The following is a 23,638-nucleotide window of genomic DNA, read 5'->3' on the forward strand; positions in this document are numbered from 1 at the left end:
GTGACGGAGGAAATATCAGTTCCATACCGTATGGCGTAGGAGGCACTCAGAATCCCAACCTCCTGGCAAGCTGGTCAACTACAGCCTCACGCGCCTGTGTAACCGATGAAGAACCGGCAGGGGACGGAACCGATGGCTTGCCAAGCTTTATCACGTGACACAGCCCATTATGATCATAGCGCTGCAAGGCTTGATGGTAGCGCTGCTCTGGTTGTGCGGTCTCCGGCTGCACCACCATGGTAGGCTTGGCACTGGCGATCGCCTCAGAAATCATCGACATGCTATCTGCCGTAACAAACAGCACGTCAGAAGCGCCTATATACGCAGCCATGACCTTGCGAGGGGATGCCGACCACCATACGCTGTCCGCCAGGATCTCGGCAGGAATGGACTGGCGAAGCTCATGCTCCAATTCTGAACCAGTCCGCCGCGAAGTCGTCAGAAGCCAACGTTTACCGGTGCGCTGATGCTCTTGCATCATTAACTCCGCTATCTGTTGCACCGATTGGCCATCATACCGATAACCCGCACCATCACCCCCAATGGCCAGCATATTCAGCTTTTCATCAGGCGCGAGACCCAGTGACCGCCGAAGCTCTTCTCCTTTATGCTCCAAATCTTGAGGTTCGATCATGGTCGGCGGCACCATCATGACGATATTGCGCGGTTCGCCCGTCGGCTCCAGAGTCAGGTGGGCAGTAAAATCGTTCGAACGCAGTCGCCGTTTGGACCCCAGAAAGATATTTGGAATCTCCCAGTGTTGAGCCAAAGCGACATTTAAAAACGAGGTAGAGCCACCAGCAGAAACAATCAGATCGGTGGCATGGAGATTATCCGGGACTCCACGATAAAACTTCATCACGAGGGGTGCCAAACGCCGGAACCGTGCCATGTAAGGCAGAATAAGCCTTGCGAGTGGTTTATATCTCAATCCAATTTTGACTTCGCTAGCTTCAACCGAGTACCGATCCTCCAACCATTTAACGAGCCCACGGGACTGGCTAAGATGACCGGGCAGGCCATCGCTCAGCAACAATATCCTCATCTTTTTCGGGGAATGGCTCATTGCCCCACCTGCTGGTATCGCTCCTGATATATGGAAGCCGTTTGGGCAGCCATATGGTCTATAGTGAACGTGCTACGCGCCCAATCAAACAATGATTGTTGATCAATCAGAGCCGTCTCAACGTTACCCAAAACTCGACTTAATGCCTCATTGAGAGCCTGCGGGTTATCGACGGGAACCAAATAAGACTCCGGTAAAATCTCCTGCGCCACCGGAACTCGTGTCGATAATACCGGTAAACCGCAAGACAATGCCTCAGCCACCGTATAGTTAAAGCCTTCACGACGAGAAGATACCAAAAGGAGGTCTGCGCCCGTCATCAGCCCCCTTGCGTCGGGCCGATAGCCAGACAGAACCACTTTCTGCTCAAGGTCTAGATCAGCTATTAAAGCGGCCAGCGGTTCTCGTTCCGGCCCATCTCCTACTATAAGCAACTGGCCTTTGTCGGCTGGCCAGGCACGAATAAGCTCCTGGAACCCCTTCGCGGGCACCAACCGAGCCACGGCTATCGCTATAGGCCACGCTGGATCAAATTGAAATTCAGCTGCCAATCCAGCTCTACTATATCTGGTACCTTTATAGGGCGGGATGCCGTTGTAAACCAGACAAATATCCGGATGTACAAGCCCTTCACTCACGCCTTGACTGACGCCAATCACGGTCTGCATCCGAGAATACATTCCAAGACTTTTTTTCCGATTATGTAGGGTCCCTATCCGGTAACCAGGAACAAACGCACGAATCCGACCCAACATGTCAACTGCCTTGTTCGCTTGGGCATGCACGATATCAGGCGCTTCCCTGCGGATCAGCATTGCCAAGCGCATTAGCAGCCAGGGATTACGGCGACCGCCACTCAAGTCCAGCGCCAAAAATCGGACCTCCGGTCGGAAGCGTTCCCGATATTTTTCATGGGCAATGACCACTACTTCATCAACGTGGTCAACCAAGCCATTGCTAAGCTCAACGACATGATTTTCCAGACCGCCTTCTTCATCTCCGGCCATGATCTGACAAACCTTCATTCTTTATCCTCTTCTGCCTGTTCGCATTCGAAGTCGGAATGCCAGCCGGTTATCCTTGCCCGAAATTTTGATACGACTCAGTTCATGAAGACATGCTTTAAGATCCGTGTCTATGCCTTCAACCGTGGTTACTGCGCTTGCATACCCTGACTTTTTGGCCAATCGAACGTCCTGTTCATCGTAAATACCAAACGGGTAGGCGAAGCTGGATACCAGACAATCAAACTGCCTCGCCAACTCATCATGACACCCTTTGATTTCTGCAAACTTTTCTGGCTCATCCAGCCGCGCCAGGTTGGCGTGGGTCAAAGTATGACCGCCGAGCTCCCAACAACCACTGGCGAGCATCTCAGAAACCTGCTCATCGCTCAGCTTAGGCTCACGCATAAGCTCTCCGGTATTATGGTGAGCTTTTTTGGCGGTGGACCAGTCACGATCAAACCGATCCACCACCAGATAAAGAGTGGCCTTCGCCCCGTACTTTTTAAGTACCGGGTGAGCCATGTGATAGTTATCGGCGAAGCCGTCATCAAAGGTCAGGAAAACGGTTTTAGGCGGCAATCTATCAGGGTGCTCAAGCTCAGACATAACGGCAAAGTGCCAGCCATTTTCTTTAAGCCAGCGTACCTGCCAATCAAACGCTGCTGGCTTTACGCGAAGCTTATTGAACTTGGCTTTTGAGCGATGCTCACTCACCATGTGATACATCAATATACGTGGATGCTCCAATCCGACGGCGGGCCGCCACCAGCCGTATCGATTGCTGAAAAGCAGTAGCGAGATTGCCACCAGCAGAGCCATGCCCCATATCATTGAAGCAACTCCTGATAGCAATCCAGGGTTTGCGTGACCATTTCACGTAATAGAAAACGATCATTTGTCAGGGGGGATTGAGCAGAACCCAAGCTTTCAATTACCGCACGATACAGCGATTCGGGATCTCCCAAAGGCACTCTCCCCTGGGGATAAAGCTGGGCCAAAACCTCGCCCACACCGCCATGGTCATAGCCAATAACAGGCACGCCCATACTTAACGCTTCAACGACCGTCCGTCCAAAAGATTCTGGTTTGTTTGATAAGGACAGAACCAAATCGGAAACTGCGAATATTTCACGTATATCAGGCCGTGCTCCGGTTAGGTGCAGACTATCGCCAAGGCCCTCTTGGGCAATCCTTTCACGTATTTCCTGGGCATAAGCCTTTCGCTTCGGGTCCTCCCCTCCCACAATCAAACCTTGAACTTCCTGCCCGGCATCCCGCAATTTCTTGATCAAATCGATAAAGTCATGGTGCCCTTTGAGCCTGGTAAGACGACCCGGGAGAGTCAGCACGCGTTTACCTTTAAGCTGGGGGTATGTCTGATACCAGCGACTGATCCAGTCTTCTGTTGGACTGTAATCCAGAGGGAAGTCGTCCGGGTCGATACCTCGGTATACAAGCCGGACACGCCCCTTGTCGGTTTGGGGATAGTTCTCATGGATATAGTTGCGGACGGTATTAGAGACAGCAATAACCCGCTCACCACGACACATAATTTCACTGTATCGACTGACCGAGTACAGGCCGTGAACTGTCGTCACCAAACGCGGGCGCGCGCTTTCAGGCAGCCCTCTCCATGCAAACCAACATACCCAAGCCGGCATTCGTGAACGCAAATGCAGAATATCGGGTTTCTCGCGCTTCAACCAACGCCGCAAGGCCCAAACATGTCGAAAGGTTAGTGGAGACTTTTTACCAAGATCCCAGGTAATGTGTTGACTACCTTCAGCTTCGAGCTGGGCGGTCATCCTTCCACCGGCTGAAAGCACTATGGATTGATGACCACTTTCGACCAATCCTTTGGCAATTTCCAGCGTGCCTTTTTCCACACCGCCACCATCCAGTGCGGGCAATACCTGAACAACCTTCATAAATACTTGGCAACCAGTGATTACAGCCGCAGATCAACCTGATCTGCAGGCAAAACATATTTCAAGTCATAAAGAACGTGCTCAGACTTGCCCCATTGATGTATCGCCTCAGCGCCCAGTTCATGGAACTCGCGATGGGCCACCGTCAGCATAATTGCGTCATACTGACCAGCAACAGGATGAGCAATCGGCCGGAGGCCATATTCCGCTTCTGCCTCGTCAGCATCGGCCCAAGGATCATAGACGTCCACTTGGGCTCCGAAACTCTCCAGCACCCGAATAATATCTATAACGCGGGTGTTGCGCAGGTCCGGACAATTCTCCTTGAAGGTTAACCCCAGTATCAGAATGCGGCTATCAACCACGTGAATACGTTTGCGCAACATGCCCTTGACCATTTCGTCAGCGACATAGGCTCCCATATTGCTGTTGATGCGCCTTCCAGCAAGAATCACATCCGGAATATAGCCAGCTGACTGGGCTTTATAGGTCAGATAATAAGGATCAATGCCTATGCAATGACCACCAACCAAACCGGGCCTGAATGGCAGAAAGTTCCACTTCGTACCCGCAGCTTCAAGAACCTCTTCAGTGTCAACGCCCAAGCGATTGAAAATGATGGCTAACTCATTCACCAAGGCGATGTTGAGATCTCGCTGGGTGTTCTCAATCACTTTCGCCGCTTCAGCAACCTGAATGCTGCTGGTTTTGTGAGTACCTGCTGTGATGATGGTTCGATAAAGCGCATCGACAATATCGGCCACTTCCGGTGTTGAGCCAGAAGTCACTTTCTTTATCGTGGTTACGCGATGAACCTTATCGCCTGGATTAATACGTTCAGGGCTGTAACCTGCATAGAAGTCTTCATTGAAGCGCAGGCCTGAAATGCCTTCAATCACAGGAATACAATCTTCCTCAGTCGCGCCTGGGTATACCGTCGATTCGTAGACCACAATGTCTCCGGGCCCCACCAGTCGGCCAAGCGTTTCCGACGCCTTAATAAGGGGAGTGAGATCAGGCTGCTTCTGGCCATTAATGGGGGTGGGAACCGTCACAATATAAACATTACAACTGCGCAGACTTTCCGGATCAGCGCTGAAGCTCAGGCGCTTGGCATCAGACAGAGCTTCATCCTCGACCTCCAGGGTGCTGTCATGGCCAGCTTCCAACTCAAGAATTCGATCCTGGTCAATATCAAAGCCAACCACGGGATAATGCTTGCCAAACTCAACCGCGAGAGGTAAGCCAACGTAACCCAAGCCAATAATCCCAATCTTAGCCGTTTCTAGTGTCGGCAGCTTCATATCAACCCTCTCTCCGTAATTATTTGCGCACACCGCTGAGCCTCATTGAATTCATGCTGCGGCGGAGGCAGCGGCTTTCCGGACCAGTGATCAAAAGAGGTCAGAACGCCTCTTTCCTTCAACTTCTTGATCCCCCTAACTAATCGCCCTTCGGTTCGCCAAGGCACTTCAAAAACACCAACCGAGCAGCCCGCACTCAAGGCCTCATAGATCATCGAGACGCTGTCCTCCGTAACCCAACACTGCTCAGCTGAGGCGAGCTTCTCAGGCAACCATCCCTCTGGCGTCAAGTCCGAAGGTACCACTTCAACACCTGTGATTTTTCTCAACGCTTCGGTTGTAGAGGAAGGCGTGCGTCGTGACGTGGTTAAAAGCCAATCACCAGGATCCCTCTGCACCAGCGTCTCTACCTGCCTTAATAGGCGCTCTTCATCCCAATCACTGTTTTTTGATGGACCACCAATAAGAACCATCCCTTTCCCGGGCCGCTTTCTGGCAGGACGAACCCGGTTCAAAGCACCGCTTGTGGTGATGACGTTTGAACGCTCTGGAGGATGATCATGTTCGGGAATCAGGGAGAGATCAAAAAGTCGTAACGGAGCTGAAGGCTTCATCATGACGACAACCGGCGTACGCCAATAACGTTTCAGTGCCAAAAGCGTGAGATGCGTTCCATGCCCCGTCCCGATGATCAGTTCCGGCCGACGCCCGGCATAGGGGCGCACCCCAAAAGCAAAGACCAACATCGCCCGAAAGCGCGACAGAGGCTTTATTTTTTCAATGCCCAGCCCGGACCGCAGTTCCACCAGAGCCTCTGCGAGCCCGAGTGACTGATTGAGGTGGCCGGCCTTACCGTCATTGACAATTAAAATATGTTTCAAGCTGGCATTCACCCCTGCCCGACAGTACGCAGAATCAAAAGTCCTTTATGATAACATCAAACCACGACCATGATACCCGCGCTTGGAGCAGCAAGATAATGATTCACCCAGTCATTTTGGCCGGAGGCACCGGCTCTCGGCTTTGGCCCTTATCCCGGCAACTAAACCCGAAGCAGTTTCTCAAACTGACAGACCATCGTCTCTCCATGCTGCAACTTACCGTCGGCCGACTGGACAACGTAAATACCACCACCCCCCTCCTGATCTGCAATGAGGAACACCGCTTTCTGGCGGCGGAGCAGATGCGCCAGGCAGGCTTTGATAACGCGCCGATTCTTCTTGAACCTTGCGGCAGAAACACAGCACCCGCTATCGCTCTCGCGGCATTGGAGTTAATCAAGGGGGCGCATCAGGATGCCGAAGACCCGCTTATGCTGGTACTGGCGGCAGACCACCTGATTCAGGATGTCTCCGAATTCGAAAATAGCATTGGCCGCGCAGCAGCACTTGCCAAGAGTGGCAAACTTGTCACATTTGGCATCGTTCCCAGCCATGCCGAAACAGGCTACGGCTACATCCAACGTGGTTCGGAATTAGGTTCGGAGGGGTTCACAGTCAACCGGTTTGTGGAGAAACCAGACCAAAGTACTGCCCAGAATTATTTATCTTCCGGCGATTACTTCTGGAACAGCGGAATGTTCATGTTCGGCGCCCGCCGATATCTGGCCGAACTTGAGCTGCACAGACCAGATATCCTCGCGATCTGCCAAGCTGCCTTGGACCAGGCACAGGCTGATCTTCATTTCACCCGCATCAGTGAGAGCATTTTTTCGGAATGCCCGGAGGATTCCATAGACTATGCCGTAATGGAGAAAACCGATAACGCGGCGGTAGTGGCGTTAGATGCCGGCTGGAGCGACATTGGATCCTGGGCAGCATTGTGGGATGCGCTACCCAAAGATGATAACGGTAACAGCTTGACCGGAGATGTTATTGCTCAGGACACAGAAAACACTCTCGTGCGGGCAGACAACCGCCTGGTGGCAACCCTGGGCGTGAAGGACCTGGTTGTCATAGAAACCAAAGACGCTCTACTCGTTGCACATAAAAACAATGTTCAAAACGTCAAAAAGGTGGTTGAACAAATAAAAAACGATGGCCGCCACGAACACATGAATCACCGCGAGGTGTATCGGCCTTGGGGAGTTTACGATTCGATCGACAACGGGAACCGTTACCAAGTTAAAAGGATTACCGTAAAACCCGGCGCAAAACTGTCTGTGCAAATGCATCACCACAGAGCGGAGCACTGGATCGTAGTAAGCGGTACAGCGAAGGTAACAAACGGAGAGAAAAGTTACTTGGTTACCGAGAATCAATCGACCTATATCCCAATCGGCCAGAAGCACTGCCTGGAAAACCCCGGCGTAATCGATCTCGAACTCATCGAGGTGCAGTCAGGTTCCTATCTTGGCGAGGACGACATTGTCCGCTTCGAAGATAGCTATGGCCGCGTTTAGTGCGAACCAAACGCTTCTTGTCTGTCACTTTCCACGGTGGTAGTTTTCGCGCTTTGTTAATTTCTGAATAGGTGACCAGTGTCAAGCAAGCTTATAAAAGTTATTTTCCAGCTTCTCTCCTTTTTGAGCCTGAAAAATGCCCAACGTCTCGGTCGCTTTCTGGGCAGCATGGCCTGGAAGCTTAACGGTCGCTCTGTCGATACCACCAAAAAAAACCTTCGGGCATGCTATCCCGACCTTACCGACGAACAGATAGAAGAGTTCGGTCGCCAAAGCCTGCGTGAGACTGGCGCCACCGCCATGGAAGTGCCGCTGATGTGGGAATGGCCGGTAGAAAAATGCCTGGACCAAATAAAAGAAGTTGAAGGTGAAGAGTTACTTCGTAGCTATGAGGCAGGTAAAAGGGGGTTGCTATTTCTAGCACCGCATTTGGGCAACTGGGAATTGGCAGGATTATTTTTTGCTGAGAAATACAAAATGGCAGTGCTGTATAGCCCCCCAAACCAAGAGGGGCTGGAAGCCTACATAAAACAAGTTCGCAGCCGGAGCGGCTCAGAGCTGGTTGCCACCAATCGGAGAGGAATCGCGCGGCTTTTCACTATTCTTAAAAAAGGAGGGGTTGTTGGCATTCTGCCAGACCAGGCCCCGCCCAAAGAAAGCGGCGCAGTCGCGCCATTCTTTGGCATACCGACCATGACAATGACGCTGGCAACCAAGCTAATACACAAGACGGGGGCCTTACCCTTAATCAGCTATGCCCAACGACTGCCGGACGGAAAGGGATTCAAGATTGTTATTCGCAAAGCCGAAAGTGGCATTGAATCCCAGGATCTGACCGAATCACTGACCGCACTGAACAGGTCGGTCGAAAAGTGTATCGAGGAAGCTCCCGAGCAATACCAGTGGGAATACAAACGCTTTCGCAGGGATGTGCCTGGGGCAACCAAGCTGTACTAAGTTAAAACCCCAAGCTCTTCTCCAAGCGATTAGCGCACCAAAGTCAACCAATCCGAATGCTCCGGCAACTCACCCTTAACCGCAGCAAAGTACTTCGCCTGCAGTTTCTCGGTGATGGGTCCGCGCTTGCCTTCACCAATCTGGCGGCCGTCCAGTTCACGGATGGGCAGTACTTCGGCGGCGGTGCCGGTGAAGAAGGCTTCTTCGGCGATGTAGACCTCGTCACGGGTGATGCGGCGCTCGCGCACTTCCAGGCCCATGTCGCGGGCGAAGTCGAGGATGGTGGCGCGCGTGATGCCTTCCAGGCAGGAGGTCAACTCAGGGGTGTGCAGCACACCGTCGCGTACGATGAAGATGTTCTCGCCGGAACCTTCGGCCACGTAGCCTTCGTTATCCAGCAGCAGGGCTTCTTCCGCGCCGCCGGAGATAGCTTCGTTCAGCGCCAGCATGGAGTTGATGTAGTTGCCGTTGGCCTTCGCCTTGCACATGGTGATGTTCACGTGGTGGCGGGTGTAGGAAGAGGTGCGAACCTTGATACCCAGTTCCTTGGCTTCCGGCGACATGTAGGACGGCCAGCTCCAGGCGGCGACCATGGCGTGCACTTTCAGGTTGTCGGCGCGCAGGCCCATGCCTTCAGAGCCAAGGAACACCATGGGGCGCAGGTAGGCTTCGTCCAGGTTGTTCTGGCGAACCGCCGCGCACTGAGCCTCGTTCAGCTCTTCCTTGGTGAACGGCATTTTCATATTCAGGATGTGCGCTGAGCGGAACAGACGGTCTGTGTGTTCTTTCAGGCGGAAGATGGCCGGGCCGTTCTCGGTGTGATAGGCGCGCACGCCTTCAAAACAACCGAGACCATAATGCAGGGTGTGAGTCAGCACATGGGTTTTGGCGTCGCGCCAGGGGACCATTTCACCATCCAGCCAGATAACGCCATCGCGGTCAGCCATCGACATTCTATTTGCTCCTGAATATGCGGTTTTCGGGGGTCGAACATTCTAGCAGGAAATGCCCGGGGAAATACATTTCGCTCATTAATCAAGCATTACTTTTTGCCACATGCTGCGGATGTAGGCCCGCTCCTCCGGGAAGGCATCGCCTTCCACCTGGCTGTTCAGGTTCTGCAAGGCTCGACGGTGGATGGTAGAGCGCAGGGTGATGAAGGTTTCCCTTAACTTCTCCGTGTCTTCAACCGCCATGACTCCCGCACGCCCCAGTTCCTCCAACTGGCGAATGTTGTCACTCCATTGCGTCAGCTCCGGGTGTTCTGCGCTCGAGGCAAGCATCAGGTACTGCACCAGGAACTCAATATCGATGATGCCGCCATTGTCGTGCTTGATATGAAAGGTTTCACCCTGCTTGGATTCGGGCGTACCAAGGGCCTTGCGCATTTTCTCGCGCATGTTGACCACTTCCTCACGCAGGGCCTCTTTATCACGGGATTGGCAAAGAATCTCGTGCCGAATTTTCTCGAACCCAGCCAGGGTATCCTTGCAACCAGCAACACCCCGTGCGCGGGCCAGTGCCTGATGCTCCCAGGTCCAGGCATCGTTCTGTTGATATTTTTCGAAGGCCTGCAGGGTGCTGACCAACAGCCCCGAGTTACCGGAGGGGCGCAAACGCATGTCCACTTCGTACAGCTGCCCGGACGGCGTCTGGGTATTGAGGATGTGCACAATCCGCTGCCCCAGCCGGGTATAGAACACGGCATTGTCGAGGGGTTTGTCACCGTCAGTTGACTGTTGCGGATCGGCTTTATGCACGAACACCAGGTCCAGGTCTGAGGTGTACCCCAGCTCAATGCCGCCAAGCTTGCCGTAGCCGATGATGGCGAAATCGGTGTTGCAGGTTGAACCGTCCGCCCTGCGGGGATAACCGTGGCGGCTGACCAGATTGGAGAAGGCCACGTCCACTACGTGATCAAGCACTACCTCGGCAATCCAGGTTAAGTAATCACTAACTTTCATCAGAGGCAGGGTGCCCTTCAGCTCCGAGGCAGCCACCCGCAGGATGTGCGCCTTCTTGAAATGGCGCAAAGACTCCATCTGCTCTTCCAGGTCTTCGTAGGGAATACGCAGCATCTGCTGGCGCAACTCGTCCTGGAGCTCGTCCTTGGTCGGCGGGTTATAAAGGCTCTCGGCGTTCAGCAGCTCGTCCAGCAGCAACGGCGTCTCCGCCAGCAGGCTGGCAATCCAGGGGCTTTCGCTACAGAGACGCACCAACTGCGTCAGGGCGCCCGGATTTTCCAGCAGCAGGACCATGTAAGCGGTGCGACGCAGAATGGCTTCCACCAGTTGAAGCACCCGCTCGAGGGTCTGGGAGCTGCCCTCCACTTCAGTCAAGGCACTTAACAACAAAGGCATGAACTGGTTCAGACGACGGCGCCCCTGGGTTTGCAGGGACTGGACGGTACGGCTCTCACGCAGCTCTTTCAGGCGCTTGTAGCTGGCCTCCGGGGCATCGAACCCCTGCTCTTCAAGCCATTGCAAAGCTGCTGACTCGTCCATTTCCGCCAGCCACAACTCAAACCAGCCATCATCCACCGGCGACTCAGGGGCTTCATCGTCCTCCTCGGTGGCGATGATGTCGGAGAAATGCTTCGCGACTTTCTGGCGGTGTTCCTCCAGCGCTTCCTGGCAGGCGGACCAATCGTCATAACCCATGATTCGTGCAACCCGCGCCTGCGACAGTTCGTCGTCGGGCAGTATCTGGGTTTGTTTGTCCTCCATACCCTGGAGGGCATGTTCCAGGTCGCGCAGGAAGATGTAGGCGTTGCGCAGTTCCTTGACCACGGGCGAAGGCAACAGCTCCAGCTCTTCAAGCTCCTTCAGGATATTGAGCAATTCCCGCTGCTGGAGCTCCCGGTCGCGCCCTCCACGGATCAGTTGGAAGGCCTGCACCACGAATTCAATTTCCCGGATACCGCCGCTACCGAGCTTGATGTTGTTCTCCAGGCCCTTGCGGCGAACCTCCCGGCTGATCATCGCCTTCATGGCCCGCAGGGATTCAAACGCACTGAAATCGATGTACTTGCGATAGACAAACGGGCGCAGCATCTCCATCAGCACCTTACCGGCCCGCTGGTCGCCGGCAACCACCCGCGCCTTGACCATGGCATAGCGCTCCCAATCGCGACCCTGGTCCTGATAGTAAGTCTCCAATGCCGCAAAGCTGAGTGCCAGGGCGCCGCTCTGGCCGTAGGGGCGCAGGCGCATGTCGGTCCGGAACACGAAGCCATCAGCGGTGATCTGGTCCAGCGCCTGGATCAGGCGCTGCCCAAGGCGGATGAAGAACTGCTGGTTATCCAGGGCCCGGCGACCGCCCCGGGTTTCCCCCTTGGACGGGAAGCCAAAGATCAGGTCAATATCCGAGGATACGTTCAACTCCCGGCCGCCGAGCTTGCCCATACCCAACACCACCATTTTTTGTGGTGCGTCTTCGCCGGTGACAGGGTCGGCGCCCCAGGGTGTGCCCAGCTCCTCACAAAGCGTGTCGTAAAGCCAGTTGAGGGCGCCATCGATACAGGTGTCGGCCAGCATGCTGGCGGCGGCCATGGTTTCATGGAGGTCGGCCCAGCGCATCAAATCCCGCCAGATGATGCGGAATTGCGATTCCCGCCGGAACTGACGCAGAGCCGTGTGCAAAGCCGGCTCACTGTCGACGTCCTGCAGAAATTCGCCCCACCGCTCCTGCAACCAATCTTCCGTGGTCGGCTCGGCTAATGGTCTCGATTCAACGGCTGCGCGGATCTGTTCAGGATGGCGCTCCAACGCTTCCCGAAGAAACAGGCTGCGGGCCAGAGCCTCGGCAATGTCATTCTCCGACAAACCACTGGCCAACAACCATTCGGGCACCCGGTCGGGAAAAATCGCCGACCAGCAAGCCGATACGTTTTCAGCCAGTATTGCCGGCATTCCATTCCAAGGCTCAGACATAATGCACTCCCCTGTCTCTCTGTTATATTTCCGGTACTGTATAACGAACTTACCCACGACTGAACAGGCCAATCGCTAAATGCTGCCACTCCGCCGCTCACTGAACCCGGAGCACAACGAAACCCACATGCCCATGGGGCAAGTCATTCTGACTCGGGTAAAGCGGCTGCTCCTCATGCTGGTGCGTTCCAGCGAAACCCCCAAGGTTGCGGTGGTGGAAGAGGCATTGGAGCGGTATCGGGAATTCCTGGCGCAATGGCGACTCATGCGGGACCAGAACGAAGCGTCGAAACAGGCGCCGATGGATGGGGTTAAGCCTTAATGCGGAAAAGTTAGGCGCTGTAAGAGCTACAATTGAAACTTCGACCCATTCTCATGAGAAGGCCCGTTCTTGACCCGAGTCAGCGCCTGGCTGACCTTCTCTGTAACCGCATTGACCAGATAAGGCCAGAAACCTTCTTGTTTGACAGTCCGACTCAAACGTTCCGGCGGGATAAACCGGGACATTTCAAACGAAAACTGATCCTGATGCCGCCCATCACTTTTCAGCGCGTTCATACGCTCACCGGCGCGCGCCACAAACTCTTCCAGCTCTTCTCCGTGATCGACTAATTTTCGCGCGATTAATTCATAGGCTGGCTCAATATTATGCTGTGACAGCCAGGTGATATCCCAAAGGTCCCGATATTTCAGGCGCCCAGGCCTCATTGCAAAAGCCACCAACTTGTCAGCGAAAATTTCTTCGCGGCTCTGGGCATTTATAATCAAGGCTTCCGTGCCAAGATTGACGCCATAGTGATTCTGGAGTGTTCGCGGATTGACCTGATAACTGGGCACGGCACAAATATCCATGTGAATTTTCTGAGCTGGCATATCAGGACGCTCGGGTTGTGTAATGACCCGAAGTTTCCAGGTATCCACGTTGCCCTGTTTCTCAGCCTTCGGCTCACTCACCGTGATCGGGATTTCATATTTTTTTGTGAGGCGAGTTTCGAGCGTCTCTTTGAGACGAGTCAGTTGATCCCTGGAAAAATCGGCACCACCCGTGAAATCGAGGTCTTCGCTCAGACGATTTGAACCGTAGCAATCGCGAAGGCAGGTACCACCGATAAAGGTCAAATCCTGGAGCAAATCGGCGTGACTCAGCTCCCTCAATATATCGTGATGGAGGATTTCTTTTTCCACAACAGGCCGCAACGCTGCCAGTTCATCCTGATTTCGAATGGCGGCGCTTACCAATGTATCAAACAAAGTCATCGTCAAAACCCTGCACCAAATCGATTGTCGAGCGATTGAAGCGTTTCATATCGGACAACGCCAGCCGAGGCGAGGCCCGAAAGAGGTACCTGTCCGGGTCGTACGCTAGATCGCTGGCAATTTCTCCAATAGACCGCTCGGTATGAACAAACTCTATGGTACCGAACCGGCCACAGTTCACTTCGGCGGATCTGCCAGTGCTCACTAGCGTAATCCAGGAAATGGGCACCTGGGAGATCAGGCCAGCATCACTGAGAGCCGTTTCAAGGCTAATATAGTTAAAGTGCGATGCGCGCAACAATGCTGCGGCATGAAAGAGTATCAGGCCAGTTTTGTCAGGATCGCCGGGAAACTGGTACACACCATGACACACCCGTTCCAGAAGCCCTCTTTTCTCGGCCCTGTGGAGCAGGGCGCGATAGGCACCCCGACTTAACTGCGGGAACAAGGGCCGAAACGCTTTAGCACTATAAAGCCGACCACTTGGGGTAGCCTGGGAGGTAATCAGCCAACGCTCTAGCTGTTGGATGGGTTGCATACTTTTAGGTCCGCGCATTGTTATGGATAGTGTAACAAAGCGCAGACCGCGTGCAACTCACTTTAAGACCGGCTTGCGAGCGCCAGTTGCAGGCAACCAAACTCGGGTATTTGCTCGATGAGTTGGGCCGTGGTTGTGCCCGTTTTCAGGTAGCGGCTGGCCTGGTGCCAGAGCGCGCTTATGGATGCATCCTCCGCCGCGTTTGCGACATTGGCCAACACGGTTTCAGGCAGTTGAACAGGCTTATCCGTTAGCCAGCTGACGCTGAGAATGTGTAGAAATTCAGTGACTGACACTGGCTGCTCCGGGCTTTTTATATCCGGTTTATAAACGCCCGCCAGATAGTAGCCCTGCTCCGCCTTACTCACCAGATTAAGGAACACCGGCACCTGCTCTGCCAGTTTTGAGGCTTGCTGCATCAGGCATAGTGCATCGCCGGCCTTCAGCTCAAACTCCACTTCATGCAGCGGCCTGGCCTTCCCGCCACCAAGGATCTGCCCTGTATCAACGGCCACTTCAATTTCGTTATCGCCGTCCTTGAGCATGACTTCCTGGCGCTGGAAGTTGGTTTCGAATGCCAGCTGCAGATTGGCAAGATCGACCTGGTTGTGCAGTGGGGTCTGTTCCAGCAGTGACAGATCCAGCTCCGGGCCGCTTAACTCCCACTCCCATTCCTGACGGTTATGGGCACCGTTTACGAACTCGCCACGGGTTTTCAGGGTCTGGATATAACGGTCACCGGCCTGACGAACACGCAGTGCGGCGCGGGCCTGGTTCAAGGCTGCATCGGGGGTGTCGAAATAGCGGTTGATGAGGGTTTTGCGGGGCCCCTTCTCCGCTTGCGGTAAAGCCAGCAACCAGTTCAGAGCCTGTTGCTGGGCGGATTCGGAGAGAGTGAGTTTGATCTCAAGCTCTGTGGCCATGAAAGCTCCGGCGGAAAAATTTACTGCTCGCCCAGCAATGCAGTGAGGCTGTCTGCGGACAGAATTTGCATGACCCACTCGTCAAGTTGCTCATCCGTGGCGTTCTTCAGACGCTGATCGGCCCATTCGGGCAGTTCGCCGAATTTCAGGTTGATTTGCTTGCGAAGCATGGCCTCAACGCCTTCATGGCGACCTCGTTGTTGCTCCTGCTTCGCCCAACTTTCCAGGTTTTCTGCCAACATGTCCTTTTCCTCCAACAAACTATTCAATCGGTCCAGATCAACGTCAGCGCCAAGGCGCTGCAAATGCCGCTTAAGCCAACGGGTGACGATTTTGTCTATCCGATGCTTATGGGGGTCAGCCTGGATAATGGCAACAATTCGATCGACCGCTTTCTGAAAGCCCTCATGCTTTTTTGAAGCCTTTTCAATGCCAAACACCCCGCTCAATGGGCTCTCGACCAACCCCAGTTGCTCGTCAGTATAGCGCGCCTCATCCACCAGATAATAACGGATATGGGGCTGATACGCCCGCAAGAATTCCGGTGGCTCCGGCGCTATCATGTCGTAGATATCCTGTTTGGCACGCCACGGCTTTGCGCCATTGTACAGCACGACCGGAAAGATCGGTGGCAGACCCTGCCCGGGATGGGCCTGTTTGGTTTTCAGCAGGTGGTCGTAAAAGCAAGCCACGTAATGCATCAGCCGGATGGGCATGGCGTGATCCACGGTGGACTGAAACTCCAGCAGGAGATACAGGAAGACGCGCTGGGTGGCACCATCCCAGGTCACTTCCACTGACCAGACGACGTCCTCGAATTTTTCTTCAAACAACGGCGTGATGTAGTTGCCGCTGTGATTCTTGAGGGTGCGGAAGTCCATCAACCCGGAAATTTCCGGCGGGGTAAAGCCCTCAAGCAGTTGCTGAACAAACTCCGGGTGGCTAAAAAGCTCTTTGTAGCCGGTGTCGTGGTGGTTGATGCGGGTGGTGCTTGGCATGGCTGCGTTCCTTGCTTGATGGCGGCACGCCCTGTGACCGTTTTGCTTACTTTTCTAAGTTTTTGCGCGTCTACGCTCACCTGAGCAAAGAAAGAGAGGTCCTTGAGCGGCTCGAACATCGGACCGAACAGTCTGTCAGCGATGCTGATCTCTCCGTGTATGCCATCATCAAAGGTTATGGCAAGGGTGTAACCGGCTTTTGCCTGTACGCTGGTGACTTTCTGCATAACGTTACTCCAAAGGATCGATCCTGAAAATACCGAAAACTCGCTAATGGTTGGCATGCGATTTCCTTCCGCTTTTGGCCCGTAGCACTGTCTTTCCTGACAGATTCATTCTCCTAAAATACAAAAGCCGGTGACCTGAGTCACCGGCTTTTGGTACTTCTAAGCTACTTGATTAGCCGATTGGCTTATCAGAAGTAGTATACGGCGCCAACGGCAGCAACAGTGCTTTCGTTGGAGTAAGCGTTGTTGCCGGAGGCATCTTCATACTTATAAACGTCGTCACCACCACCGAAGTAGCCTTCAGCGTAGACGTACATGTTGTCGGACAGGTTATGCAGAGCCTGCAGAGTAACAGTTTCCCGGTCCAGGCTGCCCTCGCCAGTACGAGTGAACTCTTCATCGTACTGAGCCATCTCGTAAGATACCGCGAAGCGATTAGCACCAATGGTGTAGCCAGCAAACACACCGAACTGATCTACGACATCTTTTCGGGTCTGGTACTGACCAGTCAGGCGCAGGTCGCCCATGTTGTAGCTCGCACGCAGACCATAGGTGTTTTCGTTATTAAAGCTGTCTTCGCTGTCAACTTCATTCGGCACGACCTCACCGTTGTCGACCTCAAGACCATCGATGCCATCCTTCGAGTAACCCAAAGAACCATCGTTGGAGTCCATGGCGACAGCCAGCTCTAGTGCATCTACGTTGTAAGTCGCAGCCAGCTGGTATGGGTACGACTTCTTACCGTTGTCGCCGTCACCGTTTACCTGAACGGCAGCGTGCAGCTGGAAACCACCGAAGCTCGGGGTAGCGTACTGAATCAGGTCGCCTTCACCAGTATCATAAGAACCAGCAATGCTCAGGTCAGCTGCTTCGTAGTAGTTGGCAATTTCGTCGATTGCGCGCTCGTAAGTGGAGTCGTCAGAGCCGATCCAAATTTTACCGAAGCTATCGCTATCTACACCGATGTATGCCTCGTCAAAAGCGTCCAGGCCGTTGTTGCCATCTTTCTGATCCGCGTCAAATTCCAGTTCGGCTTTGAAGAAGCCGCTCACACCCGGCATGATTTCGTGGTCATGCTTAATGCCGATGGTGGAACCGTTGTCACGGTGCTCAATCGATGAAGGGCCACCTTGAATGTCGCTGTGAGTTACAGCGTACTGGATGTTGCCGTACACAGTCGGCATGTTGCTTTCCTGGGCAAAAGCAGCGCCAGAGAAGGTTGCGGCTGCGATAGCAGAAGCAAGAACTGTCTTTTTCATGTTGCGTCTTCCTATTTGTGTTAACTCAGGTTTTCGACGGGCTCAGATCCCGATTTTCATGGCAGTACCAGCACAGCTCGCACCACCGGATTCGTGATCGGCATGGCTTGCCAAAACAAGGCCGACATTTTTTATTCTTGTCCGACTGGGCATTGCCGAGTCTTATCTCTCAATCACTTACAAAGCTTTCTTAAAGCTCTGCATGATTGTTCCGTTTTAATACATTACCTGTGCATTTGCAAATTTTTAATGGCTGTTTTTTAGCCTTCCCGATGCAAAGACACAAGCTTGTTATGCCACCCAAACCTTGCACTTTTATGACACTGGCGGCGCCCTTGAACTCCTTGAACAACAAATTCAGGGCCAACAACCAGAAAACCGTTAAACTTCATGGGATTATAAAAAATCCGGGTAACCAGAATATCTCGCCAACTTATCTAAACCGAAATATACGCACCTTGATGAAGCAGAGATATAACCTGTGTCATCTTTTGGCACATTCATTCTTTCACCCACGAGCTTCCAGCATAAAGGTCACCGGCCCATCATTAAGCAGCGATACCTTCATATCAGCGCCGAACTCACCCTCACCCACTCTGGCCTCACCCAACCCGGTCTTGGCCTGTGACACAAATTCCTGATAAAGCGTGTTCGCGGTATCCGGCGCAGCAGCCAGGGAAAAACCCGGGCGCGTACCAGATGAGGTATCAGCGGCAAGAGTAAACTGGGGAACCACCAGGAGTGAGCCACCGGAATCCTGAACGTTAACGTTCATCCGGCCCTGCTCATCGGGGAAAACTCGATAGGAGAGAATTTTTCGGCACAAATCCTTTGCCTCTTTGACGGTGTCGTTCCGCTCGACACCCAATAACAACAACAAGCCCGGACCAATCGCAGAAATCTGCTGGTCGTCCACAGCCACACTGGCCTGGGTAACGCGTTGGATCAGTCCTTTCATTCAATTCCTGATCATTAATGCCGGGTTGCACAAAATTAATCGACCAAGAGTCTATAACCCGCAAAACCTGAGTGCAACTGATTTTTATTTGGCCACGGAGCCCACGGAAACCACGGGAAAAGACAAAAACAAAAATAGTTTTAGCCACGAAACCCACTAAAGAACACGAAAGGGCTTTAATGCATTATTTCGTGGGTTTAGTGGATTTCGTGGCCAGTCTTCAATCTTTTTTCCGTGGTTTCCGTGGGTTCCGTGGCCAAAAACGCCTTTAGCTCTTTTTGGCGCGCTTACGTTCGTTCTCGGTCAGCAGCTTCTTGCGCAGACGAATGGACTTGGGCGTCACTTCCACCAGCTCGTCGTCGTCAATGAACTCAAGCGCCTGCTCCAGGGTGTGCTTGATGGGCGGCACCAGACCAATGACTTCGTCCTTGCCAGACGCACGCATGTTGTCCAGCTTCTTGGCCTTGGTGGGGTTGATCACGATGTCGTTGTCACGGCTGTGAATGCCGCACAGCTGTCCTTCGTAGATTTCATCGCCCGGGGCCAGGAACAGCTTGCCACGGCTCTGCAGAGTTTCCAGCGAGTACGTCATCGCGGTGCCCTTGGCCATCGAAATCAGCACGCCGTTCTGGCGCCCGGCCATCGCGCCTTCTTTCACGGGGCCGTAGTGGCTGAAGGTGGACGTCAGGATACCGGTACCGGAGGTCATGGTCAGGAAGGCGTTGCGGAAACCGATCAGGCCACGGGCCGGAATCACATACTCCACGCGCATCCGGCCTTTGCCGTCGGGAATCATGTTGGTCATGTCACCCTTGCGCAGACCCAACTGTTCCATCACCGGGCCCTGGTGCTGCTCTTCGATGTCCACAATCACGTTTTCATACGGCTCTTGCTTCACACCATCGATTTCGCGAATGACCACTTCCGGACGGCCCACGGCCAGCTCGAAATTTTCACGGCGCATGTTTTCGATCAGTACCGACAGATGCAACTCACCACGACCGGAGACCTTGAACTTGTCGGCAGACTCGCCCTCTTCCACACGCAAAGCCACGTTGTGCAGCAGCTCTTTCTCCAGGCGTTCCTTGATGTTACGACTGGTCACGTACTTGCCTTCCTTGCCGGCAAACGGCGAATCGTTTACCTGGAAGGTCATGGAAACGGTGGGCTCATCAACCGTCAGGGCCGGAAGCGCCTCAACGTTGTTGGGATCGCACAGGGTGTCGGAAATGAACAGCTCGTCCAGACCACTGATACACACAATGTCGCCAGCTTGCGCTTCATCCACTTCCACGCGCTGAAGACCGGAATGCCCCATGATCTTCAGGATACGACCATTGCGCTTTTTGCCATTGGAGTCGATGGCGGTAATCGGAGTGTTGGTCTTCACCTTGCCGCGCATGATCCGGCCGATACCGATAACACCCAGGAAGCTGTTGTAGTCCAGCTGGGAAATCTGCATCTGGAAGGGGCCGTCCGGGTCTACGTCCGGCGCAGGGACGTGATCGACAATCGCCTGGAATACGGCGTCCATGTTGTCGTCCATTTCCTCATGCTCCATCCCGGCGATACCGTTCAGGGCACTGGCGTAAACAATCGGGAAGTCCAGCTGTTCGTCGGTAGCGCCGAGGTTGTCGAACAGGTCAAATACCTGGTCCACCACCCAGTCCGGACGGGCACCCGGGCGGTCAATCTTGTTCACAACCACGATCGGGCGCAGGCCCGCATCGAACGCTTTCTGGGTAACAAAACGGGTTTGCGGCATGGGACCGTCGATGGAGTCCACCACCAGCAAAACACTGTCCACCATGCTCATAACCCGCTCAACTTCGCCGCCAAAGTCGGCGTGGCCCGGGGTGTCGACGATGTTGATGTCGTAGTCATTCCACTTCAGGGCCGTGTTCTTGGCCAGGATGGTGATGCCACGCTCTTTTTCCTGATCGTTGGAGTCCATCACCCGCTCATTTTCGAGCTCCTTACGCTCAAGGGTGCCGGACTGGCGCAACAACTGGTCAACCAGGGTTGTTTTACCATGGTCTACGTGGGCAATAATGGCTACGTTTCTAAGCTTACTGATATCATTCGACATATTAAGAGATTTCACTTCATTGAATAGCGAGTTCGCACCTGACTGGCGCCCAACTCAAAATGTGCTCTCGGCCTCAGGGCCTCGGCTTGAAAATAAGGGGTGCGCGATTGTACACGGTTTGACCTTTCAGTTATATGAATTTCTTGTCGGCCTGGCGCTTCGGATCCTCGCCACCACGCCGCACCGTTATCGCGCACAATCACTCTATTCGCACCATTATGGTGCGCACATAAGGTGCATTATTCCTTAATAAGGAAGGTCGCTTAAGGCCAGAATCGCACCAAAGCCTTGCAACTGCGCCCTTGTGGCGCAACCAGGGAAAACTGGCAAGCAGCTTGCTATATCTTTTTCAGCCGTTTTTGGCGGGTAAGAGATGACAGCTTCTGTTAAGCTGCCCGAACCAGCAAAAGCGATCGAGCTCAGCATTACTGAACGATCCGGCACACGAACAAGCAATCACATACGGAGCATGCACAATGTCCAAGACACTTGACCTGATCAACGAACACGAAGTGAAGTGGGTTGACCTGCGTTTTACCGACAGCCGTGGTAAAGAGCAGCACGTAACTCTGCCGGCCACCGAGGTGGACGATGACTTTTTTGCCGACGGCAAAATGTTCGACGGCTCCTCCATCGCTGGCTGGAAGGGCATCAACGAATCCGACATGATCCTGATGCCGGTTGACGAAACCGCTGTGCTGGACCCGTTCACCGAAGAAACCACCGTTAACATCACCTGCGACATCGTGGAACCGACCACCATGCAGGGTTACGAGCGTGACCCGCGCTCTGTTGCCGCTCGCGCCGAGGAATACCTGAAGTCCACCGGCATCGCCAACGGCGCACTGTTTGGCCCGGAGCCGGAATTCTTCGTATTCGATTCCGTGAAGTGGAACGTGGACATGCAGGGCGCGTCCTACCACATTCACTCCGAGGAAGCCGCCTGGGTTTCCGGTGAAGACTTCGACCGTAACAACATCGGCCACCGTCCGGGCGTTAAAGGCGGCTACTTCCCGGTTCCGCCGGTAGACAGCCTGCACGACCTGCGTGGCGCCATGTGTGCCGCCATGGAGTCCATGGGCCTGGAAATCGAAGTACACCACCACGAAGTGGGCACCGCTGGCCAGTGTGAAATCGGCGTTGGCGCCAACACCCTGACCCGCAAGGCTGACGAAGTTCAGATCCTGAAGTACTGCGTGCACAACGTGGCTCACGCCTACGGCAAGACCGCCACTTTCATGCCCAAGCCGGTAGTGGGTGACAACGGTTCTGGCATGCACGTACACATGTCCCTGAACAAAGACGGCAACAACCTGTTCGCTGGCGACGGCTATGCTGGCCTGAGCGAAATGGCCCTGCACTACATCGGCGGCATCATCAAGCACGCCAAGGCCATCAACGCCTTCACCAACCCGGCCACCAACAGCTACAAGCGTCTGGTTCCAGGCTTTGAAGCCCCGGTTATGCTGGCCTACTCCGCCCGCAACCGTTCCGCTTCCATCCGTATCCCGTACGTGAACAGCCCGAAAGCGCGTCGCGTGGAAGTTCGCTTCCCTGACCCGGCGGCCAACCCGTACCTGGCCTTCGCAGCCCTGATGATGGCCGGCCTGGACGGCATCCAGAACAAGATCCACCCGGGCGATGCCATGGACAAGGATCTGTACGACCTGCCGAAGGAAGAAGCGCTGAACATCCCGCAGGTAGCTACTACCCTGCAGGAAGCCCTGGAAGCACTGAAAGAAGACCACGAGTTCCTGACTCGCGGCGGCGTGTTCACCGAAGACATGATCGCCGGTTACATCGACCTCAAGCAGGGCGAAGTAGAGCAGCTGAACATGACTACCCACCCGGTAGAGTTCGACCTGTACTACTCCTGCTAAATGCATTGCACCACTTCGGTGCATCGCATTTATCCCCGAAAGCCCCGCCCCGTGCGGGGCTTTTTTATGCCTTAACGAGATGTAACCACACCACTTGCCTCACCCGTTGCAATGCAATCCCGCCACACTGATAATCGGGCAAAAGGACTGCAATACAGGTTACCGGAATGAAAAAACGTCTCGCACTCGCAATCGCTTTTCTGGCTATCACCACCTCAGCGGCTCATGCCGAGGTGTATCGCCACGTGGACGAATACGGCAACGTCACTTACTCCGACGAGCCCATTGATGGCGGCGAGACCGTTGAGATCAAACCGGTCACCACCATCACCCTGCCTAAGCCGGAAACCGTCAAAAAGTCCGACGAGCTGCGGGAAATTGTCAAAGAGGAAGGCGCTGCCTACGAGAGCGTGTCCTTCTCCTACCCGGAGAATAATCAGGCGTTCTACAGCGGCGGCGGCAATGTCACTTTCCGCTTAAACAGCACGCCCGGCCTGCAAGCCGGCCACAAGTACGAAGTGACCCTGGATGGCCAGCCGATTGGCCAGACCAGCACCAGTGAGCTTACCATCGAGAACGTTTACCGGGGCACCCACAACGCCAACGTCCATATCGTCGATGAACAAGGCGTTCAGGTAAAAAGCGGTAACCCCATCACCTTCACCGTGCACCGCCCATCTGTCATTAATAATTAAGCCAAAGCTTGCACTCCCAACAACACTTCCGCACCATTTCGGTGCGCTTGCACTATAATAAGACCATGCCCTGAGCAACCAAAGGGCGAGTTCAGGTTGCGCGTCTCGCTCATTTCACAGGTTGCACCAACCTACAGCACCGGCATGCCTTGTCAGACGGCGCCTGCCTGCTCTTGAGCCACGCCACTGCTCACGATTGAGAAAAGCTGGTTTGGTTTT

The 23,638-nt window shown here is 54.1% G+C and carries 22 protein-coding genes; 5 read left to right on the forward strand and 17 right to left on the reverse strand.

Annotated elements, in window-relative coordinates:
• Positions 1–46: 46 nt before the first annotated feature.
• The 6 genes from BY454_RS05715 to BY454_RS05740 are packed head-to-tail and all read right to left on the reverse strand — an operon-like array spanning position 47 to position 6,186.
• Positions 47–1,066, reverse strand: coding sequence for an ELM1/GtrOC1 family putative glycosyltransferase (locus BY454_RS05715; RefSeq protein ID WP_104416962.1), 1,020 nt, complete (start codon positions 1,064–1,066; stop codon positions 47–49).
• Entirely contained in the window at positions 1,063–2,091 is a 1,029-nt protein-coding gene (locus BY454_RS05720) for a glycosyltransferase (protein ID WP_104416963.1), read from the reverse strand. The genes BY454_RS05715 and BY454_RS05720 overlap by 4 nt, the downstream gene beginning before the upstream one ends.
• 3 nt (positions 2,092–2,094) lie before the next feature.
• A complete protein-coding gene (locus BY454_RS05725) occupies positions 2,095–2,904 on the reverse strand; it encodes a polysaccharide deacetylase family protein (RefSeq protein ID WP_104416964.1) in 810 nt (269 codons plus the stop codon).
• Positions 2,901–4,001: a glycosyltransferase family 4 protein gene (locus BY454_RS05730; protein ID WP_104416965.1), complete on the reverse strand. Its 1,101-nt coding sequence runs from the start codon at positions 3,999–4,001 to the stop codon at positions 2,901–2,903. The genes BY454_RS05725 and BY454_RS05730 overlap by 4 nt, the downstream gene beginning before the upstream one ends.
• A 20-nt stretch (positions 4,002–4,021) precedes the next feature.
• Positions 4,022–5,305 (reverse strand): Vi polysaccharide biosynthesis UDP-N-acetylglucosamine C-6 dehydrogenase TviB, encoded by a 1,284-nt coding sequence (gene tviB / locus BY454_RS05735; protein ID WP_104416966.1) that lies wholly within the window; start codon positions 5,303–5,305, stop codon positions 4,022–4,024.
• Positions 5,302–6,186 carry a mitochondrial fission ELM1 family protein gene (locus tag BY454_RS05740; protein ID WP_104416978.1) on the reverse strand — a complete coding sequence of 295 codons (885 nt, stop codon included), beginning with the start codon at positions 6,184–6,186 and terminating at the stop codon, positions 5,302–5,304. The genes tviB and BY454_RS05740 overlap by 4 nt, the downstream gene beginning before the upstream one ends.
• 98 nt (positions 6,187–6,284) lie before the next feature.
• Between BY454_RS05740 and BY454_RS05745 the strand changes: the two genes are divergently transcribed.
• Both BY454_RS05745 and BY454_RS05750 read left to right on the forward strand, forming a co-directional pair.
• Positions 6,285–7,706: a mannose-1-phosphate guanylyltransferase/mannose-6-phosphate isomerase gene (locus tag BY454_RS05745; protein WP_104416967.1), complete on the forward strand. Its 1,422-nt coding sequence runs from the start codon at positions 6,285–6,287 to the stop codon at positions 7,704–7,706.
• A gap of 78 nt (positions 7,707–7,784) precedes the next feature.
• Positions 7,785–8,663, forward strand: a complete 879-nt coding sequence (locus tag BY454_RS05750; RefSeq protein WP_104416968.1) for a lysophospholipid acyltransferase family protein — start codon at positions 7,785–7,787, stop codon at positions 8,661–8,663.
• Positions 8,664–8,692: 29 nt separating this feature from the next.
• Here the strand turns inward: BY454_RS05750 and BY454_RS05755 are convergent, their stop codons facing one another.
• Together BY454_RS05755 and glnE are read right to left on the reverse strand one after the other, a co-directional pair.
• A complete protein-coding gene (locus BY454_RS05755; protein WP_104416969.1) occupies positions 8,693–9,616 on the reverse strand; it encodes a branched-chain amino acid transaminase in 924 nt (307 codons plus the stop codon).
• 78 nt (positions 9,617–9,694) lie between these two features.
• A complete protein-coding gene (gene glnE, locus BY454_RS05760; protein WP_104416970.1) occupies positions 9,695–12,595 on the reverse strand; it encodes a bifunctional [glutamate--ammonia ligase]-adenylyl-L-tyrosine phosphorylase/[glutamate--ammonia-ligase] adenylyltransferase in 2,901 nt (966 codons plus the stop codon).
• 79 nt (positions 12,596–12,674) lie between these two features.
• On the opposite strand from glnE, the gene BY454_RS17015 reads away from it, so the two are divergent.
• Positions 12,675–12,917, forward strand: coding sequence for a hypothetical protein (locus BY454_RS17015; RefSeq protein WP_258075574.1), 243 nt, complete (start codon positions 12,675–12,677; stop codon positions 12,915–12,917).
• Positions 12,918–12,943: 26 nt separating this feature from the next.
• On the opposite strand, the gene BY454_RS05770 is transcribed toward BY454_RS17015, so the two are convergent.
• The 9 genes from BY454_RS05770 to BY454_RS16750 all read right to left on the reverse strand — a co-directional run bounded on the left by BY454_RS05770 (position 12,944) and on the right by BY454_RS16750 (position 21,270).
• The gene (locus tag BY454_RS05770; protein ID WP_104416971.1) at positions 12,944–13,852 is read right to left on the reverse strand and encodes a nucleotidyl transferase AbiEii/AbiGii toxin family protein; all 909 of its coding nucleotides are present in this window, start codon (positions 13,850–13,852) and stop codon (positions 12,944–12,946) included.
• Positions 13,839–14,390 (reverse strand): type IV toxin-antitoxin system AbiEi family antitoxin, encoded by a 552-nt coding sequence (abiEi, locus tag BY454_RS05775; RefSeq protein WP_104416972.1) that lies wholly within the window; start codon positions 14,388–14,390, stop codon positions 13,839–13,841. Before abiEi ends, BY454_RS05770 begins: the two co-directional genes overlap by 14 nt.
• Positions 14,391–14,452: 62 nt before the next feature.
• Positions 14,453–15,313: a CYTH domain-containing protein gene (locus BY454_RS05780; protein ID WP_104416973.1), complete on the reverse strand. Its 861-nt coding sequence runs from the start codon at positions 15,311–15,313 to the stop codon at positions 14,453–14,455.
• Between the two features lie 20 nt (positions 15,314–15,333).
• Positions 15,334–16,311: an Rpn family recombination-promoting nuclease/putative transposase gene (locus tag BY454_RS05785; protein WP_104416974.1), complete on the reverse strand. Its 978-nt coding sequence runs from the start codon at positions 16,309–16,311 to the stop codon at positions 15,334–15,336.
• On the reverse strand, positions 16,194–16,595 hold the full coding sequence (locus tag BY454_RS05790) for a DUF2442 domain-containing protein (protein WP_308471507.1): 402 nt from the start codon (positions 16,593–16,595) through the stop codon (positions 16,194–16,196). Before BY454_RS05790 ends, BY454_RS05785 begins: the two co-directional genes overlap by 118 nt.
• Before the next feature lie 131 nt (positions 16,596–16,726).
• Positions 16,727–17,797 carry a porin gene (locus BY454_RS05795; RefSeq protein WP_104416975.1) on the reverse strand — a complete coding sequence of 357 codons (1,071 nt, stop codon included), beginning with the start codon at positions 17,795–17,797 and terminating at the stop codon, positions 16,727–16,729.
• A gap of 508 nt (positions 17,798–18,305) precedes the next feature.
• Complete coding sequence (dtd, locus tag BY454_RS05800; protein WP_104416976.1) at positions 18,306–18,755, reverse strand: D-aminoacyl-tRNA deacylase; 450 nt, start codon at positions 18,753–18,755, stop codon at positions 18,306–18,308.
• Between the two features lie 268 nt (positions 18,756–19,023).
• Positions 19,024–20,844, reverse strand: a complete 1,821-nt coding sequence (gene typA / locus BY454_RS05805; RefSeq protein WP_104425545.1) for a translational GTPase TypA — start codon at positions 20,842–20,844, stop codon at positions 19,024–19,026.
• Between the two features lie 246 nt (positions 20,845–21,090).
• Positions 21,091–21,270, reverse strand: a complete 180-nt coding sequence (locus BY454_RS16750) for a hypothetical protein (protein WP_146082690.1) — start codon at positions 21,268–21,270, stop codon at positions 21,091–21,093.
• Between the two features lie 50 nt (positions 21,271–21,320).
• On the opposite strand from BY454_RS16750, the gene glnA reads away from it, so the two are divergent.
• On the forward strand, positions 21,321–22,724 hold the full coding sequence (gene glnA / locus BY454_RS05810; protein ID WP_104416870.1) for a glutamate--ammonia ligase: 1,404 nt from the start codon (positions 21,321–21,323) through the stop codon (positions 22,722–22,724).
• 167 nt (positions 22,725–22,891) lie between these two features.
• A complete protein-coding gene (locus BY454_RS05815; RefSeq protein ID WP_104416869.1) occupies positions 22,892–23,419 on the forward strand; it encodes a DUF4124 domain-containing protein in 528 nt (175 codons plus the stop codon).
• Positions 23,420–23,638 lie beyond the last annotated feature (219 nt).

The organism is Marinobacter persicus (assembly GCF_002934325.1).
Classification (GTDB): Bacteria; Pseudomonadota; Gammaproteobacteria; order Pseudomonadales; family Oleiphilaceae; genus Marinobacter; species Marinobacter persicus_A.

Excerpts from the sequence above, each read along its gene's own strand:
- BY454_RS05720 (WP_104416963.1), bottom strand. The coding sequence starts at position 2,091 with ATGAAGGTTTGTCAGATCATGGCCGGAGATGAAGAAGGCGGTCTGGAA.
- abiEi (WP_104416972.1), bottom strand. The coding sequence starts at position 14,390 with ATGCAACCCATCCAACAGCTAGAGCGTTGGCTGATTACCTCCCAGGCT.
- BY454_RS05790 (WP_308471507.1), bottom strand. The coding sequence starts at position 16,595 with ATGCCAACCATTAGCGAGTTTTCGGTATTTTCAGGATCGATCCTTTGG.
- glnA (WP_104416870.1), top strand. The coding sequence starts at position 21,321 with ATGTCCAAGACACTTGACCTGATCAACGAACACGAAGTGAAGTGGGTT.
- BY454_RS05725 (WP_104416964.1), bottom strand. The coding sequence starts at position 2,904 with ATGATATGGGGCATGGCTCTGCTGGTGGCAATCTCGCTACTGCTTTTC.
- BY454_RS05780 (WP_104416973.1), bottom strand. The coding sequence starts at position 15,313 with ATGGCCACAGAGCTTGAGATCAAACTCACTCTCTCCGAATCCGCCCAG.
- BY454_RS05755 (WP_104416969.1), bottom strand. The coding sequence starts at position 9,616 with ATGTCGATGGCTGACCGCGATGGCGTTATCTGGCTGGATGGTGAAATG.
- BY454_RS17015 (WP_258075574.1), top strand. The coding sequence starts at position 12,675 with ATGCTGCCACTCCGCCGCTCACTGAACCCGGAGCACAACGAAACCCAC.
- BY454_RS16750 (WP_146082690.1), bottom strand. The coding sequence starts at position 21,270 with ATGCTGAGCTCGATCGCTTTTGCTGGTTCGGGCAGCTTAACAGAAGCT.
- dtd (WP_104416976.1), bottom strand. The coding sequence starts at position 18,755 with ATGAAAGGACTGATCCAACGCGTTACCCAGGCCAGTGTGGCTGTGGAC.
- typA (WP_104425545.1), bottom strand. The coding sequence starts at position 20,844 with ATGTCGAATGATATCAGTAAGCTTAGAAACGTAGCCATTATTGCCCAC.
- BY454_RS05730 (WP_104416965.1), bottom strand. The coding sequence starts at position 4,001 with ATGAAGGTTGTTCAGGTATTGCCCGCACTGGATGGTGGCGGTGTGGAA.
- BY454_RS05785 (WP_104416974.1), bottom strand. The coding sequence starts at position 16,311 with ATGCCAAGCACCACCCGCATCAACCACCACGACACCGGCTACAAAGAG.
- BY454_RS05815 (WP_104416869.1), top strand. The coding sequence starts at position 22,892 with ATGAAAAAACGTCTCGCACTCGCAATCGCTTTTCTGGCTATCACCACC.
- BY454_RS05795 (WP_104416975.1), bottom strand. The coding sequence starts at position 17,797 with ATGAAAAAGACAGTTCTTGCTTCTGCTATCGCAGCCGCAACCTTCTCT.
- BY454_RS05770 (WP_104416971.1), bottom strand. The coding sequence starts at position 13,852 with ATGACTTTGTTTGATACATTGGTAAGCGCCGCCATTCGAAATCAGGAT.
- tviB (WP_104416966.1), bottom strand. The coding sequence starts at position 5,305 with ATGAAGCTGCCGACACTAGAAACGGCTAAGATTGGGATTATTGGCTTG.
- BY454_RS05745 (WP_104416967.1), top strand. The coding sequence starts at position 6,285 with ATGATTCACCCAGTCATTTTGGCCGGAGGCACCGGCTCTCGGCTTTGG.
- glnE (WP_104416970.1), bottom strand. The coding sequence starts at position 12,595 with ATGTCTGAGCCTTGGAATGGAATGCCGGCAATACTGGCTGAAAACGTA.
- BY454_RS05715 (WP_104416962.1), bottom strand. The coding sequence starts at position 1,066 with ATGAGCCATTCCCCGAAAAAGATGAGGATATTGTTGCTGAGCGATGGC.